The organism is Bacillus sp. FSL R5-0523 (assembly GCF_037975295.1).
Classification (GTDB): Bacteria; Bacillota; Bacilli; order Bacillales; family Bacillaceae; genus Bacillus; species Bacillus subtilis.
This window is the reverse complement of the sequence record NZ_CP150251.1, coordinates 3389876-3406488: the sequence shown is the minus strand read 5'-3', so window position 1 is coordinate 3406488 and position 16613 is coordinate 3389876. Positions and strand designations below refer to the sequence as shown.

The 16613-nt window shown below is 43.8% G+C and carries 18 protein-coding genes; 15 read left to right on the top strand and 3 right to left on the bottom strand.

The genetic code is table 11. The features are described 5' to 3' along the window. The first annotated feature begins 199 nt into the window (after positions 1-199). The 7 genes from trxB (at position 200) to NYE53_RS17460 (ending at position 5831) form a co-directional block, all read left to right on the top strand. Positions 200-1150 (top strand): thioredoxin-disulfide reductase, encoded by a 951-nt coding sequence (gene trxB / locus NYE53_RS17490; protein WP_003228139.1) that lies wholly within the window; start codon positions 200-202, stop codon positions 1148-1150. A 318-nt stretch (positions 1151-1468) separates the two neighbouring features. Then, positions 1469-1945, top strand: a complete 477-nt coding sequence (locus tag NYE53_RS17485) for an 8-oxo-dGTP diphosphatase (RefSeq protein ID WP_010886622.1) — start codon at positions 1469-1471, stop codon at positions 1943-1945. 24 nt (positions 1946-1969) lie between these two features. Then, positions 1970-2857, top strand: a complete 888-nt coding sequence (gene rapZ / locus NYE53_RS17480) for an RNase adapter RapZ (RefSeq protein ID WP_003228143.1) — start codon at positions 1970-1972, stop codon at positions 2855-2857. A 1-nt stretch (position 2858) separates the two neighbouring features. Continuing rightward, a complete protein-coding gene (gene mgfK / locus NYE53_RS17475) occupies positions 2859-3812 on the top strand; it encodes a gluconeogenesis morphogenetic factor (protein ID WP_339248568.1) in 954 nt (317 codons plus the stop codon). Positions 3813-3834: 22 nt separating this feature from the next. Beyond that, positions 3835-4785: a DNA-binding protein WhiA gene (whiA, locus tag NYE53_RS17470; RefSeq protein WP_339245938.1), complete on the top strand. Its 951-nt coding sequence runs from the start codon at positions 3835-3837 to the stop codon at positions 4783-4785. 23 nt (positions 4786-4808) lie between these two features. Further along, positions 4809-5066 (top strand): HPr family phosphocarrier protein, encoded by a 258-nt coding sequence (locus tag NYE53_RS17465; protein ID WP_077671033.1) that lies wholly within the window; start codon positions 4809-4811, stop codon positions 5064-5066. Then, on the top strand, positions 5067-5831 hold the full coding sequence (locus NYE53_RS17460) for an arylamine N-acetyltransferase (RefSeq protein WP_339245935.1): 765 nt from the start codon (positions 5067-5069) through the stop codon (positions 5829-5831). A 35-nt stretch (positions 5832-5866) separates the two neighbouring features. On the opposite strand, the gene NYE53_RS17455 is transcribed toward NYE53_RS17460, so the two are convergent. Then, the gene (locus tag NYE53_RS17455) at positions 5867-6076 is read right to left on the bottom strand and encodes a hypothetical protein (protein ID WP_339245933.1); all 210 of its coding nucleotides are present in this window, start codon (positions 6074-6076) and stop codon (positions 5867-5869) included. A 146-nt stretch (positions 6077-6222) separates the two neighbouring features. Here NYE53_RS17455 and psdR point away from each other — a divergent pair, with 146 nt between their 5' ends. The 4 genes from psdR (at position 6223) to psdB (ending at position 10777) form a co-directional block, all read left to right on the top strand. Next, positions 6223-6936 carry a two-component system response regulator PsdR gene (psdR, locus tag NYE53_RS17450; protein ID WP_339245931.1) on the top strand — a complete coding sequence of 238 codons (714 nt, stop codon included), beginning with the start codon at positions 6223-6225 and terminating at the stop codon, positions 6934-6936. After that, positions 6930-8000 carry a two-component sensor histidine kinase PsdS gene (gene psdS, locus NYE53_RS17445; protein WP_339245928.1) on the top strand — a complete coding sequence of 357 codons (1071 nt, stop codon included), beginning with the start codon at positions 6930-6932 and terminating at the stop codon, positions 7998-8000. Before psdR ends, psdS begins: the two co-directional genes overlap by 7 nt. 82 nt (positions 8001-8082) lie before the next feature. Beyond that, positions 8083-8862 (top strand): lantibiotic ABC transporter ATP-binding protein PsdA, encoded by a 780-nt coding sequence (psdA, locus tag NYE53_RS17440; RefSeq protein WP_251188199.1) that lies wholly within the window; start codon positions 8083-8085, stop codon positions 8860-8862. Then, positions 8837-10777 carry a lantibiotic ABC transporter permease PsdB gene (gene psdB, locus NYE53_RS17435; protein WP_339245924.1) on the top strand — a complete coding sequence of 647 codons (1941 nt, stop codon included), beginning with the start codon at positions 8837-8839 and terminating at the stop codon, positions 10775-10777. Before psdA ends, psdB begins: the two co-directional genes overlap by 26 nt. A gap of 36 nt (positions 10778-10813) precedes the next feature. On the opposite strand, the gene NYE53_RS17430 is transcribed toward psdB, so the two are convergent. Next, complete coding sequence (locus NYE53_RS17430; protein WP_339245921.1) at positions 10814-11791, bottom strand: D-glycerate dehydrogenase; 978 nt, start codon at positions 11789-11791, stop codon at positions 10814-10816. A 383-nt stretch (positions 11792-12174) separates the two neighbouring features. On the opposite strand from NYE53_RS17430, the gene NYE53_RS17425 reads away from it, so the two are divergent. Both NYE53_RS17425 and NYE53_RS17420 read left to right on the top strand, forming a co-directional pair. Then, complete coding sequence (locus NYE53_RS17425) at positions 12175-12768, top strand: carbonic anhydrase (RefSeq protein ID WP_076457546.1); 594 nt, start codon at positions 12175-12177, stop codon at positions 12766-12768. Between the two features lie 18 nt (positions 12769-12786). Further along, on the top strand, positions 12787-14379 hold the full coding sequence (locus NYE53_RS17420; protein ID WP_049140406.1) for a SulP family inorganic anion transporter: 1593 nt from the start codon (positions 12787-12789) through the stop codon (positions 14377-14379). A 26-nt stretch (positions 14380-14405) separates the two neighbouring features. On the opposite strand, the gene NYE53_RS17415 is transcribed toward NYE53_RS17420, so the two are convergent. Further along, entirely contained in the window at positions 14406-14726 is a 321-nt protein-coding gene (locus NYE53_RS17415; RefSeq protein WP_003242570.1) for a MazG-like family protein, read from the bottom strand. 116 nt (positions 14727-14842) lie between these two features. On the opposite strand from NYE53_RS17415, the gene NYE53_RS17410 reads away from it, so the two are divergent. Together NYE53_RS17410 and NYE53_RS17405 are read left to right on the top strand one after the other, a co-directional pair. Continuing rightward, a complete protein-coding gene (locus tag NYE53_RS17410) occupies positions 14843-15418 on the top strand; it encodes a TIGR00730 family Rossman fold protein (RefSeq protein WP_003228180.1) in 576 nt (191 codons plus the stop codon). A 204-nt stretch (positions 15419-15622) separates the two neighbouring features. Continuing rightward, complete coding sequence (locus NYE53_RS17405; protein ID WP_339245916.1) at positions 15623-16573, top strand: LacI family DNA-binding transcriptional regulator; 951 nt, start codon at positions 15623-15625, stop codon at positions 16571-16573. The last annotated feature ends 40 nt before the right edge of the window (positions 16574-16613 follow it).

Here is a 16613-nt window from a genome sequence, read left to right as displayed (position 1 = left end):
TGACAAGGGCCTTCTATAAACAGAAGGCTCTTTCTTTATTAACATATACCCTTTTCGAATACATTTAATCGTGTTGAGCAAAAAAATAGCGTATCACCATGAGATTTTATAGGATATGGGTAAGGAATACGTTTGATGGGGATTCTTATCATATAAGAAAGAGCCCAAACTTGAAAAGATGGTTTAAGGAGTGAATAGTGTGTCAGAAGAAAAAATTTATGACGTGATTATAATCGGCGCGGGCCCTGCTGGGATGACGGCCGCTGTATACACATCAAGAGCGAATTTATCGACATTAATGATTGAAAGAGGAATTCCTGGCGGACAAATGGCCAATACGGAAGATGTAGAAAACTATCCTGGATTCGAAAGTATCCTTGGGCCTGAGCTTTCTAACAAAATGTTTGAACACGCCAAAAAATTCGGCGCTGAATACGCTTATGGCGATATTAAAGAAGTCGTTGACGGCAAAGAGTACAAAGTAGTCAAAGCCGGTTCAAAAGAATATAAAGCCCGTGCTGTCATCATTGCTGCAGGTGCGGAATATAAAAAAATCGGCGTGCCTGGCGAAAAAGAATTGGGCGGACGCGGTGTATCTTATTGTGCAGTATGTGACGGCGCTTTCTTTAAAGGCAAAGAACTTGTTGTTGTTGGCGGCGGAGATTCCGCGGTTGAAGAAGGCGTGTATCTGACTCGTTTCGCTTCAAAAGTAACGATTGTTCACAGACGTGATAAACTCCGTGCTCAAAGTATTCTTCAAGCGAGAGCATTTGATAATGAAAAAGTTGACTTCCTATGGAACAAAACCGTGAAGGAAATTCATGAGGAAAACGGCAAAGTCGGTAACGTAACGCTTGTCGATACGGTAACCGGTGAAGAAAGTGAATTCAAAACAGACGGCGTATTCATTTACATTGGCATGCTTCCTCTGTCTAAACCGTTTGAAAACCTGGGCATTACGAATGAAGAAGGCTATATCGAAACAAACGACCGCATGGAGACAAAGGTTGAAGGGATTTTCGCTGCCGGAGACATCCGCGAAAAATCACTGCGCCAAATCGTAACGGCTACAGGAGACGGAAGTATTGCGGCACAAAGCGTACAGCATTATGTCGAAGAGCTCCAAGAAACGCTGAAAACCTTAAAATAAAAAGGGCTGTCATACGAGTTTCACATTACGTTACTGGGTTTTAATTCCGCTGTAACACATGTGTAATGCTTTTCGGTTATGATTAATAAAGTAATTGACCCCCTTTTTATAATGAATACACTTTTTTGGCACGGATTCTCCAGTTATCCGTGTCCTTTTTTTGTCCATAAATAAAAGATGAATGCCAGTTACAGCAAAATCATCTGAATTAAGGAATGAATATGCTGTAAAATAGAAGAAAAGATTGTCAATGTCTCTTCATTGTGGGAGGCATCTTGAAGCGGTATAATAAAGAGACGATGACAGGACGAAGGTTAGGTGACGTACTTGCAAAGAGTGACAAATTGTGTGCTTCAGACGGATGACAAAGTTCTTCTGCTTCAAAAGCCGAGACGCGGATGGTGGGTCGCGCCGGGAGGCAAGATGGAGAGCGGAGAATCAGTCAGAGACTCCGTCATCAGAGAGTACAGAGAAGAGACTGGTATCTATATCATAAATCCTCAATTAAAAGGCGTTTTTACCTTTATTATTAAAGACGGTGACCACATTGTCTCCGAGTGGATGATGTTTACGTTTGTCGCTGATTCATATACAGGACAAAATGTATCAGAATCAGAGGAAGGCAAACTGCAGTGGCACGATGTCAATGACATTCAGAACCTGCCTATGGCCCCTGGAGACGGCCATATCCTTGATTTTATGATGAAGGGACAAGGGCTGCTGCACGGCACATTTACGTATACACCGGAATTTGAGCTGCTCAGTTATCGTTTAGACCCGCAGCATATCAAATAGAAAGACAAGTCAGGGGGGAGAAAGATGAGTGCTAGTGAATCACATGATATTCAGCTTGTCATTATAACCGGAATGTCGGGAGCGGGGAAAACGGTCGCGATCCAAAGCTTTGAAGATCTCGGCTATTTCTGCGTCGATAATCTTCCGCCTTCATTGCTTCCGAAGTTTTTAGAGCTGATGAAGGAATCAAATTCGAAAATGAGCAAAGTTGCGCTCGTGATGGATTTGCGCGGCCGCGAATTTTTTGACCGGCTGATTGAAGCGCTGGATGAAATGGCCGAAAATCCGTGGATCACACCGCGAATTTTATTCCTGGACGCGAAGGATTCCATTCTCGTCACAAGATATAAAGAGACGAGACGCTCGCATCCGCTGGCAGCGACTGGCCTGCCGCTTGAAGGCATCGCGCTGGAACGAGAGCTGCTTGAGGAATTAAAAGGCCGCTCTCAAATCATTTACGATACATCTGACATGAAGCCGCGTGATTTGCGTGAAAAAATCGTGAAGCACTTTGCGACAAACCAAGGAGAGACATTTACCGTGAATGTCATGTCATTTGGTTTTAAATACGGTATTCCAATTGATGCAGACCTCGTCTTTGATGTCAGATTTTTGCCGAATCCGTACTATATCGAAAGCATGCGGCCGCTGACTGGCAAGGATAAAGAGGTTTCCTCTTACGTCATGAAGTGGAATGAAACGCAAAAGTTCAATGAGAAATTAATTGATCTGCTGAGCTTTATGCTTCCATCTTACAAAAGAGAAGGAAAAAGCCAGGTTGTCATTGCGATCGGTTGCACAGGGGGCCAGCACCGCTCTGTGACATTAGCCGAGAATTTAGCTGATTATTTTAAAAAGGATTACTATACTCATGTTACTCACCGGGACATTGAAAAGAGAAGCCGGAAATAAGATGGGACAAAAGCCGAAAATCGCCATCTTTGGCGGCGGTACAGGTCTTTCTGTATTGCTTCGGGGCTTAAAGCATAAACCCGTTGACATCACGGCCATTGTAACAGTTGCCGATGATGGGGGAAGCTCTGGCCGTCTGCGGAATGAACTGAAAATTCCGCCTCCCGGAGACATCAGAAATGTGCTTGCCGCTTTATCCGATGTGGAGCCGCTTGTTGAAGATCTTTTTCAGCACCGCTTCAATAAAGGGAATGACTTAACAGGCCATTCTCTCGGGAATTTGATTTTGGCAGCGATGACAAATATAACCGGTGATTTTTTTCACGCTGTCACTGAAATGAGCAAGGTGCTGAATGTCAGAGGAAAGGTTTTGCCGGCTGCCAATGCCAGTGTCGTTTTGCATGCTGAGATGGAAGATGGCCGCGTGGTCTCAGGCGAGTCAACGATCCCAGAATACGGACAGCGTATTAAGCGTGTTTTTCTCACGCCTGAACAAATTGATCCGCTGCCGGAAACAATAGACGTGATCAGGGAAGCGGATTTGATTATTATCGGCCCGGGAAGCCTCTATACAAGCATTCTTCCCAATTTGCTCGTCCCAAAAATCGGGGAAGAAGTGATAAAGGCGCCGGCGAAAAAAGTATACATTTGCAACGTGATGACTCAGCCCGGCGAAACGCTCCATTACACCGCTGCTGATCATGTGAAAGCGCTCAATCAGCATATGGGCTGCGATTTTATTGATACGATATTAGTGAACAGTGAAGACATTCCCGACGAAATAAAACGTAAGTACGAAATGGAATCGGCGCGTCCTGTTGATTTTGATATTGAAGAGCTGAAAGCGATGGGGCTTGAAGTCATCAGAGATCAAATTGTAACGTATAAAAATGACGTAATACGTCACGATACACATAAAGTGGCCTCTCTTCTTGTTGATTTACTGAAAGAATGAAGCCTTGAAATGAGGTGGCTATATGTCATTTGCATCAGAAACAAAAAAAGAATTAACGAATCTGGAAGTGAAGGACTGCTGCATTAATGCCGAGCTGTCTGCACTCATTCGGATGAATGGAGCTTTATCATTTACAAACCGCCATCTCGTACTCGATGTTCAAACTGAAAACGCGGCGATTGCCCGTCGCATCTATACATTGCTGAAAAAACAATATGATGTGTCGGTCGAGCTGCTGGTCAGAAAGAAAATGCGGCTGAAAAAGAATAACGTCTATATTGTGCGTTTTTCAGAAAATGCAAAAGTGATCTTAGAGGATTTAAAAATACTCGGGGAGAATTTTGTGTTTGAACGAAGTATTTCGAAAGAGCTGGTCAAAAAGAGATGCTGCAAGCGTTCTTATATGAGAGGAGCATTTTTGGCAGGAGGTTCGGTCAATAACCCGGAAACCTCCTCGTATCATTTAGAAATCTTCTCTCTTTATAAGGAGCATAACGATTCATTATGCGACCTGTTAAATGAGTTTCAGTTAAACAGCAAAACGCTTGAACGGAAAAAAGGCTACATTACCTATTTAAAAGAGGCTGAGAAGATTACAGAGTTTCTGAACGTAATCGGTGCTCACAATTCGCTTCTGCGATTTGAGGATGTCAGAATCGTCCGGGACATGAGAAATTCGGTCAACCGCCTCGTCAATTGTGAAACAGCCAACTTAAACAAAACGATCGGCGCATCGCTGAGACAGGTGGAAAATATTAAATACATCGATGAAAGAATCGGCTTGGAGGCGCTGCCTGAAAAACTTCGGGAAATTGCGCAGCTTCGGATTGATTATCAGGAAGTGACGCTGAAAGAGCTGGGGGAAATGGTAGCAAGCGGGAAAATCAGCAAATCAGGGATCAATCACAGGCTGAGAAAACTTGACGAAATCGCAGAACAGCTGCGGACAGGGCAAACCGTCACTTTAAAATAACCGTAAAGAAAAGGGGAGATCTTATGGTTCAACAGAAAGTGGAAGTTCGATTAAAGACAGGACTGCAAGCACGTCCTGCTGCTTTGTTTGTACAAGAAGCAAACCGGTTTACGTCAGATGTGTTTCTTGAGAAGGATGGGAAAAAAGTAAACGCCAAAAGCATCATGGGGCTGATGAGCCTTGCGGTAAGCACAGGCACTGAGGTTATCTTGATTGCCCAGGGAGAAGATGAACAAGAGGCGCTGGAGAAGCTGGCTGCTTACGTTCAAGAAGAAGTTTAGGTGATAAAAATGAGTGACTTTCTAAAAGAGTGCTTTCAGAAAATCGGCTGGGAGAAAGATCATGTCAGCTTCGGCGATCTTCCCCTTTTTCTCAAAGCAATGGCATACCGTTTTCCATTCGAAAACCGTGCCGTACTTGCAAAAGAGAATTATAAGATCACAAAAGAAGAGCTATGGCGACGTCTGCTCAAAGATCAGCATGGCGGCCTATGCTACGATTTAAATGGTTTTCTTTATTTTGTCTTGCGTGAGGCCGGGTTTCATGTGAAGCTCATTCGAGGAACGGTTTATGCAGGCAATCAAGAGGGATGGGCACTAGAAGGGACGCATGCTGCTGTATGGCTGTCTGCCGAAAACGGCGATTACCTCGTTGATATCGGCTTCGGCATCAACCTGGCGCTCCAGCCGATACCGCTTTCCGGAGAAACGGTACAGTCACCAGTCGGGTCATTCCGAATCAAAAAAGAAGAGACAGAAAAGGGCAGCCATGTTCTGCTGATGGACAAAGGAGAAGGCTGGCAAATTGGGTACGCCTTTACTCTTGAAGAGAGTGATCTCGGGGACTTAGATAACATGAAGGACATCATTCACTCTCATGATAAATCTCCTTTTAACAAGTCCCTGCTTGCCTCAAAGCTGACGCCGAGCGGAAGGATGGTCATGTCAGAGCGCCATTTTACGATTTATGAAAACGGCGGTAACATTCAAAAAAGCGACATCGGCCCTTCAGGATTTGAAGAGAAATTAAATACTCAATTTTTGTAACGTGAAAAGCTTGCAGGTTATCTGCAAGCTTTTTCTTATGAACAAGTGTAGATTGCTGTATCAAATGCGTCTTCTGGGATATACAGTTTTCCCTTTTCGTATTTATAAGGAATTTCATTCTCTTTAAAACATTCTTTTTCATAGTCAGTTAGTGTATCCCCAATTTCTATGTATTTCCCGGTATAGTTGGGCTGACATGCTGAAAGAATTGACGTCATTGCCAGAAACAGCATGATTTTCTTCATCACGACACCTGCCTATTATGAAATTTTTACCTTTATCATTCTATCATAACGAAAAGAAAAAGACCGATTTACTATTCCGCACATGCTATAATAATTTTGGAATCTTCTAGAAAAATCATCGTGATGTACATATAAGGGGGATCAACGTGTATCGGATTTTGCTTGTGGAAGATGATGAGCGGATTGCTTCTTTGCTGGGCGGTCATCTTCAAAAATACGGATATGAAGTGAAAATTGCTGAACAGCTGAATGATATAAAATTGGAATTTGCAGAAATGAAGCCTGATCTTGTGCTGCTTGATATCAACCTGCCTTTTTTTGACGGGTTTTATTGGTGCAGGCAAATCCGTACCATTTCCAATGCGCCGATTATCTTTATATCGGCACGGACCGATGAGCTGAATCAGGTAATGGCGATTGAAAATGGCGGCGATGATTATATCACAAAGCCGTTCCATCTAGAGGTAGTGATGGCCAAAATCAAAAGCGTCCTGCGCCGCACATATGGTGAATACTCGCCCTCTTTGCCGCAGGAATCAAGAATAGTGGAGCTTGGCGGGCTAACGATTTATCCTGATCAAAATGAAGCGGAGTGGAACAGCGTCCGGATTTTGTTTTCCCAAAAAGAATTCCAGCTTCTCTCGATTTTTGTGAGGGAGCATAAAAAAATTGTCTCTCGTGATGAACTATTGGAGGCGTTATGGGATGACGTTGATTTTGTCGATGACAATACGTTAACGGTCAATGTCAACCGGCTGCGGAGAAAACTGGAGAATGCAGGACTGACAGATTGCATTTCCACAATCAGAGGACAAGGCTATCGATTTCAAGTCAATCGGAAGGATGAAGCGGAGTGTTAAAGACTTATCTCATCGACCGCTTAGCCATTATTCTATTTTCATTATTAGGGATAGGGTCCGCCATGCTGATTGCATATTTAAGCATTGTAGAGAGCGGCGCAGAACCTTCCAAAGAAAATATGATATACATATGGATTTTGCCCGGTACTCTTTTAGCCGCAGGTTTTGCTGCTGATTATGTTCGGCAATTTTCCTTTCTCACATATGTTAAAAAGCTTGCAGAACAAGCCTCTTCTTCGAATGACATCGGACAGTCTTTGAAAGCCCGAAAGCCAAGAACAGGAGAGCAAGCGCTTTGGACGAAGATGATCAACGCACTCGGGCAACAATACGAAAGCAGGCTCTCACAATATATCAATCAGCAAAAACAGCATTATACCTTCACCAACCAATGGGTCCACCATATGAAAACACCGGTATCCGTCATATCCTTAATGATTCAGGAAGGAAAAAACGGAACTTCATCCTCTTTTCCGACGTTTTTAGAGGAGCTGGAGGATGAGAATGAGAGATTTCGCCACGGTCTTGATATGATGCTGCAAACGGCCCGGCTGGAGGAATTTGCATTTGATGTAAAGCCGCAAACCTTTGATTTGGCAGAAATGGTTCGTTCACTGATCAATCAGGAAAAACGTCAGTTTATTAAACGGCGCCTTTTTCCAACATTACATGTGCCGCCAAATGCCGTTCAGATTTCCAGTGATCAAAAGTGGCTTTCCTTTGTTGTCGAGCAAATCCTTTTCAACGCCTTAAAATATTCAAAGCAAGGTGTGGGAGACTCTATTACAATCCGGATTGAAACACAGGGACATGAGACGCGATTGTCGGTTGCCGACGAAGGAATCGGCATACCGCCGCAGGATCTGCCGCGGATTTTTGACGCGTTTTTTACCGGAGAAAACGGACGAACCATGAAAGAGGCAACTGGAATGGGCCTTTATTTAGCAAAACAGGTGTGCAGCCGTCTCGGCCATAAGCTGTATGCGGAATCAAAAGAAGGGGCTGGCACTGTAATGACCATCGTGTTTTCAAGTGACACCCTCGTGAATGTGACAGCATTGTAAGGTTGGGGAGCGGAATTGCAAGAAAGTTCGATGGGAGGATGCTGACTTCCTTTTTATAATAAAGAAAAAGGAGGAGCAGAACATGAACGTGTTGCAAACAACGAACCTATCGAAAACGTACTATTCAAATAAAGGAACAATATCATACCAAGCGCTCAGCGCCTTTGATCTCAGTGTGTCAAAAGGAGAATTTGTCGGGATTATGGGGCCGTCGGGAAGCGGAAAAACCACGCTCCTGAATTTGCTGGCTACCATTGATAAGCCGACCCAGGGCGAGATGATGATCAACGGCATTCAGCCGAAAACGTTAAAGGACCAAGAGCTGGCTCTGTTTCGCAGAAGAGAACTCGGCTTCGTCTTTCAGGATTTTAATCTGCTTGATACGCTGACGATTCGTGAAAATATTCTCTTGCCGCTCGCATTGGATAAGGTAAAGCTAAGAGAAATGGAAGCCCGATTGGATGAACTGGCGGATACGCTGCAAATCAAGCATATTCTCGATCACCGCACATATGAGGTGTCGGGCGGACAGCAGCAGCGGGCAGCCTGTGCCAGAGCGATTATTCACAATCCGGCGCTCATTCTTGCCGATGAACCGACAGGAAACCTCGACTCAAAATCGGCAAAGCAAGTGATGAACACACTGGCTCATCTGAATGAGGAAAAGGAAGCGACGATTCTGTTGGTTACGCATGATGCTACAGCAGCAAGTTTCTGTAAACGGATTGTGTTTATTAAAGACGGACGTTTCTTTTCAGAGATTCACAGAGGAACAAACAGGCAGGTGTTTTATCAAAGTATATTGGATACCTTGAGTGTGTTAGGAGGCGATTTTCATGAATTTGAGAACCATCGCCCGTAAAAACATTCTTGGGAATCTGCAACGGTATGTGGCCTACTTTTTAAGCTGTGTGTTTGCCGTTTCGGTGTTTTTTGTCTTCACATCATTTATTTTTCATCCTGATGTCAATGAAGACAATATATATGGCGGAAGCCTTGTCAAAACATGCTTGAGCGCAGCTCTTGTCGTCATCATTGTGTTTTGTATATTTTTCATCACATATTCCAATTCAGCGTTTTTGCAGGCAAGAAAGAAAGAGTTTGGGCTGCTGACACTGTTTGGCACATCAAAGCAGCAGCTTCGCAAGATGATTTATTATGAGCAGTCACTTATTTCTCTTGCGGCGATTGCGGCCGGCATTGGAGCAGGCCTGTTATTTTCAAAACTGTTTTTTATGATCATGACATGGATGCTCAGCGTGAAGGTGCCGATTTCGTTTGCCATTGTGCCGAAAGCGTTTGTGATGACAATTGCCGGCTTTCTCATCCTGTTTCAGACGCTGCTCATTTTATCACTGGGACGGATTCGGAGGCTGGAAATCATTGAACTGATTAAATCGGCCAAAAAGCCGAAAAGCTTGCCGGTTTATTCAAAATGGCTCACTGTATTGTCTTTGCTATGTCTTGGCAGCGGTTATTACTTATCTGCAACAGCCAATGCAATTGACATGATGTTTCGGGTTTTTCCAATTTTGATTTTAGTGTTAGTTGGCACGTATTTCTTCTTTACACAAAGCAGTGTGGCGTTTTTCCGCATGCTGTACCGAAAGAAACACAGCTTCTACAAAGGCACGAATATCATTGTGCGTTCCAACATGATATTCAGGCTGAAGGATCATGCACGCATGCTGTTTTTAACCTCTGTCATTACAGCGGTCATATTAACAGCTACAGGTGTCATCTATATGTTTTATTCCGATTTACAAAGGCAGGAGGAGCAAAGCATTCCTCAGTCTGTTTCCTGGGTGGAAAAGGATGCTTCCCGCTTTCAGGTCATGAAGCCTGAGACGGCTGAGAATACATTGAAAAAAGCTCATGCTGTTATCAAGTATAAGGTGGATGCCACAGGGATTCCTGTCACTTTTCAGTCAAACTTGCCGTATGGAAATAAGAAGATGGAAGCGGAAGCTTTGCTGATTTCAGAAAAAGTCTATAATCAAATCGCAAAGGAAAAAGGGTTCCCAGTTATTCATTTACAAGAAAACGAAGCATTTATTAATGTTTCTTTTCAAATGATGGTGAAAGACACATTTGGAGAAGGGGAAACAGCAGCATTTCATATGAAGTCAGGAAAAACCCTTTCCTACGTCATGAAAAAGCAGCAAAACAAAGGGATATTGATGTCTGTCGATGGAGTCAGCCGTTTATTGGTTGTCAGCGAAAAGAGCTTTGACAGTCTGTCACAGGATGTGCCGCTGAAGGAACAGATGAGATTGGTAGGTTATGAGCTTGAGCATTGGCAGGAGACGGTGGATGTCTCTGAAAAGCTTGAAAATATGGTGCCGAAAGAACATACATCTGATTTTCAAACACGTGCTCCTAGTTATCAAATTGTGAAGCAGGGAGTTGCATTAATGCTGTTTATTGGTCTGTTTGTCAGCGTGCTGTTTTTTATCGTGCAAGGAAGCATGCTGTATTTGCGGATGTTTACGGAAATAGAAGATACGAGAGTGCAGGTGTTAGCGTTAAAAAGGATAGGGGTTACGGACAAAGAGATTCACTCGATCCTTGGAAAGCAAATAGGATTTTTATTCTTCATCCCATTTATCGCAGGTACGATTCACGCCGGCTTTGCGTATGCAGCGTTAAGTAATATGCTGAATTCCAATTTATTTCTTGAGGCCGTAATTGTCATCTTCATTTATTTTGTATTCCAGGCTGTTTATTATATCGTCACCCGCCATATTTATAAGCGTGCTGTTCTTCAGCGTATGTAATAGAAATCCGGTCTGTTATCAGACCGGATTTTTGATTTATTGAAATTCTCTTGTGAGATTTTTCGGTGTTTGTCCTTGAATGGCTGCAATCATATTTTCGGCGGCCTGTTTGCACATGTTGAAGCGCACTTTAGCTGTTGCTGAACCGATATGAGGAAGCAGCGTGACATTATCCAGCTGCAGAAGCGGATTATCTTGGGTGACAGGCTCTTTTTCGTATACATCTAAGCCGGCTCCCCTGATCCAGCCTTCCTGAAGAGCGCGAATCAGTGCTTTTTCATCGACTGTCTTTCCCCGGGAAATATTGACGAAAATTGCTGAATCCTTCATCAACTTAAATTCGCGTTCTCCTATCATGTGATAGGTTTCATCAGTCAGCGGCGTAATGAGAAGAATAAAATCAGATTGCTCCAGCAATGTATCAAGCTCTGCATATTTAACGCCGATGCTGTCTTCTGTTTCTTGTTTGCGATGTCGGTTATGATAAAGCACTTCCATATCAAAACCAAATTTGGCGCGTCTCGCTGCTTGTTCTCCAATTCTGCCCATGCCGATAATGCCTAACGTTTGATGATGAACATCAATTCCGAAAAGCGCTTCCTCTTCCACGGTTCCCCATTTTCCTGCTCTGACAAAACGGTCCAGTTCGGCAACACGTCTGGCGGAAGACAGAATCAGTGAAAAAGCCAGATCTGCAACTGTGTCATCCAGTGTATAAGGTGTATGAGTGCCGACGACTCCTCTTTCTTTCATTGCTTCTATATCGAAGTTATCGTAGCCTACTGATTGGTTGCTGACCACTTTGAGCTTAGGCGCGTGTTCCAGCAACTCACGATTGATTGACGGCCCGGAAGTCCCTGACGTTAAAATTCCGTCCGCATCTTTTAATTTTTCAAATAGCACGTCACTCGGAAGCGTATCCTCCTGCCATACTTCATAACGGCAATGTTCACCGATGAATGCTTCAATCTCTTCAGGAATCGGTTTTGTGATAAATACAAATGGTTTCAACAAGGCTCCCCCTTTATGGCTGTTGTCTGTTTCATTATATCGGAAATAAATAGATGTTAAAAATATAGCTGCGTTCTTTTTATTTTCTGGTTCTTTTGAACTTAAAATGAAGATCGAACAGCTAAATCTGCTTAAAAAAGTTTTTTAATTATCAGAATTCACCCATATTTTTTGTCAGACAAATCATCAATATGCGAGCTGCAGCCGGATTATAGGATTCATTAAATATAAATTTTATTATCTTTGAAAGATATAAATGTTTATGTTTTGATTATACAGTCCAATTATAGTGTCTTTTTCTGAAAGCCTTTTCTTGGCTTATTCCTATGCTATAATTCCTTACTGTAAGCTGGGTAAGAAGGCTTGCAAAATCATATGGATGGGAGATGAATCAAATGGTTTCTTTAACATCAATTTTGGAACACAATCAGCGGTTTGTCAGTGAGAAGAAGTATGAACCGTACAAAACGACAAAGTTTCCTTCGAAAAAGCTCGTCATTGTCACCTGTATGGATACAAGGCTTACAGAACTTCTTCCGCAAGCAATGGGGCTTAGAAACGGTGATGCTAAAATTGTAAAAAACGCGGGAGCCATCGTTTCTCACCCATTTGGAAGCGTGATGCGAAGCATACTGGTCGCGATTTATGAATTGCAGGCTGAAGAGGTATGCATTGTCGGCCATCATGAATGCGGAATGTCAGGGCTAAATGCGTCCTCGATTCTTGAGAAAGCAAAGGAACGCGGGGTGGAGGATAGCTGCCTGAATTTGCTGACGAGTGCCGGACTCGATTTGAAAACGTGGCTGACTGGTTTTCACAGCGTGGAAGAAAGCGTTTCCCACAGTGTGAACATGATTAAGAACCATCCGCTGCTTCCAAAAAAAGTGCCGGTTCACGGGCTTGTCATTCACCCTGAAACAGGAAAACTTGATGTGGTCATTAACGGTTATGAAACTGAGCTAATAAACAATCACTCATAAGGGAGGTTATAACAAAATATGCGATTCTCAGGGAGATTCAAGGGATACAATTTACAGAAATTTCAGAAAGACTTAATTGCAGGTATCGTAGTAGGTGTCGTGGCAATTCCTTTAGGAATGGCGTTTGCCATTGCCTCGGGAGTCGAGCCCGAATACGGGCTGTACACTGTTGTTATAGCGGGGATTTGTATCTCTTTGTTCGGGGGATCTAAATATCAGATTGGCGGTCCGACAGGCGCCTTTGTCCCGATACTGTTCGGCATTATCATGCAGTACGGATTAGAGAATCTGCTGATTGCGGGGTTTATGGCAGGGGTAATGCTGGTGCTGTTTGGGCTGTTTAAGCTCGGAAAAATAATGAAATTTGTGCCTAAACCCGTTATCGTCGGTTTTACAGCAGGAATTGCCGTGTTAATCTTTACGGAACAAATCGCTAATTTTCTCGGATTGAGAAATGTTGAAAAACATGAGAACTTTCACCACAACATGTTTGAAATTGTACAGCAGCTCGGCACCTTTAACGTGTATGCCATTTTGACAGCTGTGATCGGGCTCGTCATTTTGCTTGTATCCGCCAAGGTGATGCCTAAAGTGCCGGGCGCTTTGTTGGCGCTTCTTATTTCCACAGTGGTCGCGGTTGTCTTTTTCCCTGACCGCATGGCAACGATTGGGTCAACTTATGGAGAAATCCCCCGCCATTTGCCTGAATTTCAGTTTCCTGAGTTTACTTTGGATAAAATGGTCATGCTGTTTCCGGCTGCGCTTGTCATCGCGCTTCTTGGAGGACTTGAGTCGATTTTGTCCGCAATGGTCGCTGATAACATGAAGGGCTCAAAGCATGACAGCAACAAGGAGCTTGTCGGCCAGGGGATTGCGAATATGGCAGCGCCCCTGTTTGGCGGAATCCCGGCTACAGGAGCGATTGCGAGAACGGCGACCAATATAAAAAACGGAGCGGTTTCCCCAGTTTCCGGCGTCGTTCACGGCGTAGTCGTTCTCCTTGTCCTGCTTGTATTTGCGCCTTATGCGTCCCATGTGCCGCTCGCCAGTATGGCACCGATTCTCATGGTGGTCGCATGGAATATGAGTGAGCGCAAGGAAGTCGCAAACATGCTGAGACTGAAAAACGCTGATTCCTTTATTTTGGCGGCGACCTTCGCCCTTACGGTTCTGTTTGACTTAATCATCGGTGTGGCAACCGGATTGCTGCTCGCTTTTGTATTCTTTATCAGAAGAATGAGCGAAGCGACCCGCATCCACAATCAGGAATCGCATCCTGTTCTGGCGAAGAGAGAAGATCCATCTGTCAGCATGTATGCCATAGAAGGGCCGCTGTTTTTCGGGTCAATTGATTCCCTTGAATCGTCATTGCTGGAGCATGTACAGAAAAAACCGAAAACCCTCATTCTGCTCATGAATAAGGTGCACTATATGGATACGTCAGCTGAAGCGGTGCTTGGGAACATTATGAATCGAATTAAACGCCACAATGGAAAGCTGATGATTGTAGGATTGCAATCGCAGCCGAAGGAGCTGCTGCATAAAACAGGCCTTTTTCACAAAATAGGAAAGCAGCATTTCTTTGATCACCATGATGAAATCACAGGTTAAAAAAAGCGGCCATCGCGGCCGCTTTTTTATGCATGCTCAAATCGTTTTGTCAGTTTTTCTTGGTGGGCCTTCATGACGTCTTCTAAAGAGACACCATACATATCAGCAAGAATGGCGATATTTCCGATGACATCTCCCATTTCTTCAATCAATTCTTGTTTTTGCTCAGCGCGTGACGATTCTTTCTCATCCGGCCGGTCTCTGCCGATTTCATACGCCCTGACAGCCCGGGCCAGTTCTCCGGCTTCCTCCATTAAAAAGCCGACGCGAATAAAAGGTCCGTATTCTGTCCAGCCTCTTTTTTCGTAAAACTCTTTCATCCATTTTTCTGCATCAGCCAGCTGCAACCTCATCACTCCTGCATTCTTTATGTATTTCATATTGATATTATCACATGAAGATGGGACAATATATAGTGTGTTTTTGAATGTTTAACACGATATATAGATGCGGAGATGACAAGATGAAAACCATTTGTGTATTTGCGGGATCAAACCCTGGGGGAAATGAAGCTTATAAAAGAAAAGCGGCAGAGCTTGGCGTGTATATGGCTGAGCAGGGAATCGGCCTTGTCTATGGGGGCTCCCGCGTAGGCTTGATGGGCACGATTGCTGACGCGATTATGGAAAACGGCGGAACTGCAATCGGGGTCATGCCGAGCGGTTTGTTCAGCGGGGAGGTTGTCCATCAAAACCTGACTGAGCTGATTGAAGTAAACGGGATGCATGAACGAAAGGCTAAAATGAGCGAGCTGGCGGACGGCTTTATCTCGATGCCGGGCGGCTTCGGTACATATGAAGAATTATTTGAAGTGCTGTGCTGGGCACAGATCGGCATCCACCAAAAGCCAATCGGACTGTACAATGTAAACGGATATTTTGAACCAATGATGAAAATGGTGAAATACAGCATTCAAGAAGGGTTTTCTAACGAATCGCACCTAAAACTGATTCACAGCTCGTCACGGCCGGATGAGTTAATTGAGCAAATGCAAAATTATTCTTATCCGATTTTAGAAAAAAAGTGGACAGAAATTTAAAAAAGAGACTTTCTCATGGAAGTGGAGAGAATGAGTCTGCCACCTAGCGTATGATCCATGAAATATCGAGTGTTTTTAACAAAGTGAGGTTTCCTTAAGGGAAATCTCTTTTTTATTTCTCTTTTGCCTGCATCGTATATTTAACAGTAATAGAGGACTTTATCACTAGTTTGGATAATAAGCACAGATAAGGAGGGGATGAAAATGGCAACATTGTCAGATGTGGCAAAAAAAGCAAATGTTTCGAAAATGACGGTATCACGAGTGATCAATCACCCTGAGACAGTGACAGATGAATTGAAAAAGCTTGTTCATTCTGCGATGAAAGAGCTGAATTACATCCCTAATTATGCGGCGAGAGCGCTCGTGCAAAACAGAACACAGGTTGTGAAACTATTGATACTTGAGGAAATGGATACGACAGAACCATATTACATGAACCTGCTGACAGGAATCAGCAGGGAGCTGGATCGCAATCATTATGCTCTCCAGCTCGTGACAAGAAATTCTCTTAATATTGGCCAATGTGACGGCATTATTGCCACCGGCTTGAGAAAGACCGATTTTGAAGGTGTAATAAAAGCGTTTGAGAAGCCGCTCGTCGTATTTGGGCAAAATGAAATGGGCTATGACTTTATTGATGTGAATAACGAGAAAGGCACTTTTATGGCAACCCGCCATGTTATGGGGCTGGGGGAGCGGGAAGTTGTCTTTTTTGGCATTGATTTAGATGAGCCTTTCGAACGTGCAAGAGAACAGGGGTATATACGGGCAATGAATAAAAGCTTTAAAAAATCGAATATGTTTCGGATCGACAACAGTTCTAAGAAAAGTGAAGACCTTGCAAGAGAACTGCTGAAATCCATGGACAATCAGGCCGCATTTGTCTGCGCATCTGATCGAATCGCGCTCGGCGTCATTCGTGCGGCGCAATCCCTTGGAAAGCGAATTCCAGAAGACGTTGCGGTTACCGGGAATGACGGTGTGTTTCTTGATCGCATCTCCTCGCCGCGCTTGACTACGGTCAGACAGCCTGTTGTTGAAATGGGGGAAGCCTGTGCGAAAATGTTGCTGAAAAAAATGAATGAAGACGGTGCTGCACAAGGAAGTCTATTTTTTGAACCAGAGTTAATTGTACGAGAATCAACGCTGTAAGCGCCGTATTCTGTTATCGGTAACAGGGTGAAAAGGATTG

Bases quoted from the DNA above. Each gene is read 5' to 3' on its own strand.
- psdB (WP_339245924.1), top strand. From the start codon at position 8,837: ATGAATTTGAGAACCATCGCCCGTAAAAACATTCTTGGGAATCTGCAA.
- NYE53_RS17425 (WP_076457546.1), top strand. From the start codon at position 12,175: ATGAATCAAATGGTTTCTTTAACATCAATTTTGGAACACAATCAGCGG.
- whiA (WP_339245938.1), top strand. From the start codon at position 3,835: ATGTCATTTGCATCAGAAACAAAAAAAGAATTAACGAATCTGGAAGTG.
- psdA (WP_251188199.1), top strand. From the start codon at position 8,083: ATGAACGTGTTGCAAACAACGAACCTATCGAAAACGTACTATTCAAAT.
- NYE53_RS17455 (WP_339245933.1), bottom strand. From the start codon at position 6,076: ATGAAGAAAATCATGCTGTTTCTGGCAATGACGTCAATTCTTTCAGCA.
- NYE53_RS17465 (WP_077671033.1), top strand. From the start codon at position 4,809: ATGGTTCAACAGAAAGTGGAAGTTCGATTAAAGACAGGACTGCAAGCA.
- rapZ (WP_003228143.1), top strand. From the start codon at position 1,970: ATGAGTGCTAGTGAATCACATGATATTCAGCTTGTCATTATAACCGGA.
- NYE53_RS17405 (WP_339245916.1), top strand. From the start codon at position 15,623: ATGGCAACATTGTCAGATGTGGCAAAAAAAGCAAATGTTTCGAAAATG.
- mgfK (WP_339248568.1), top strand. From the start codon at position 2,859: ATGGGACAAAAGCCGAAAATCGCCATCTTTGGCGGCGGTACAGGTCTT.
- NYE53_RS17410 (WP_003228180.1), top strand. From the start codon at position 14,843: ATGAAAACCATTTGTGTATTTGCGGGATCAAACCCTGGGGGAAATGAA.
- NYE53_RS17420 (WP_049140406.1), top strand. From the start codon at position 12,787: ATGCGATTCTCAGGGAGATTCAAGGGATACAATTTACAGAAATTTCAG.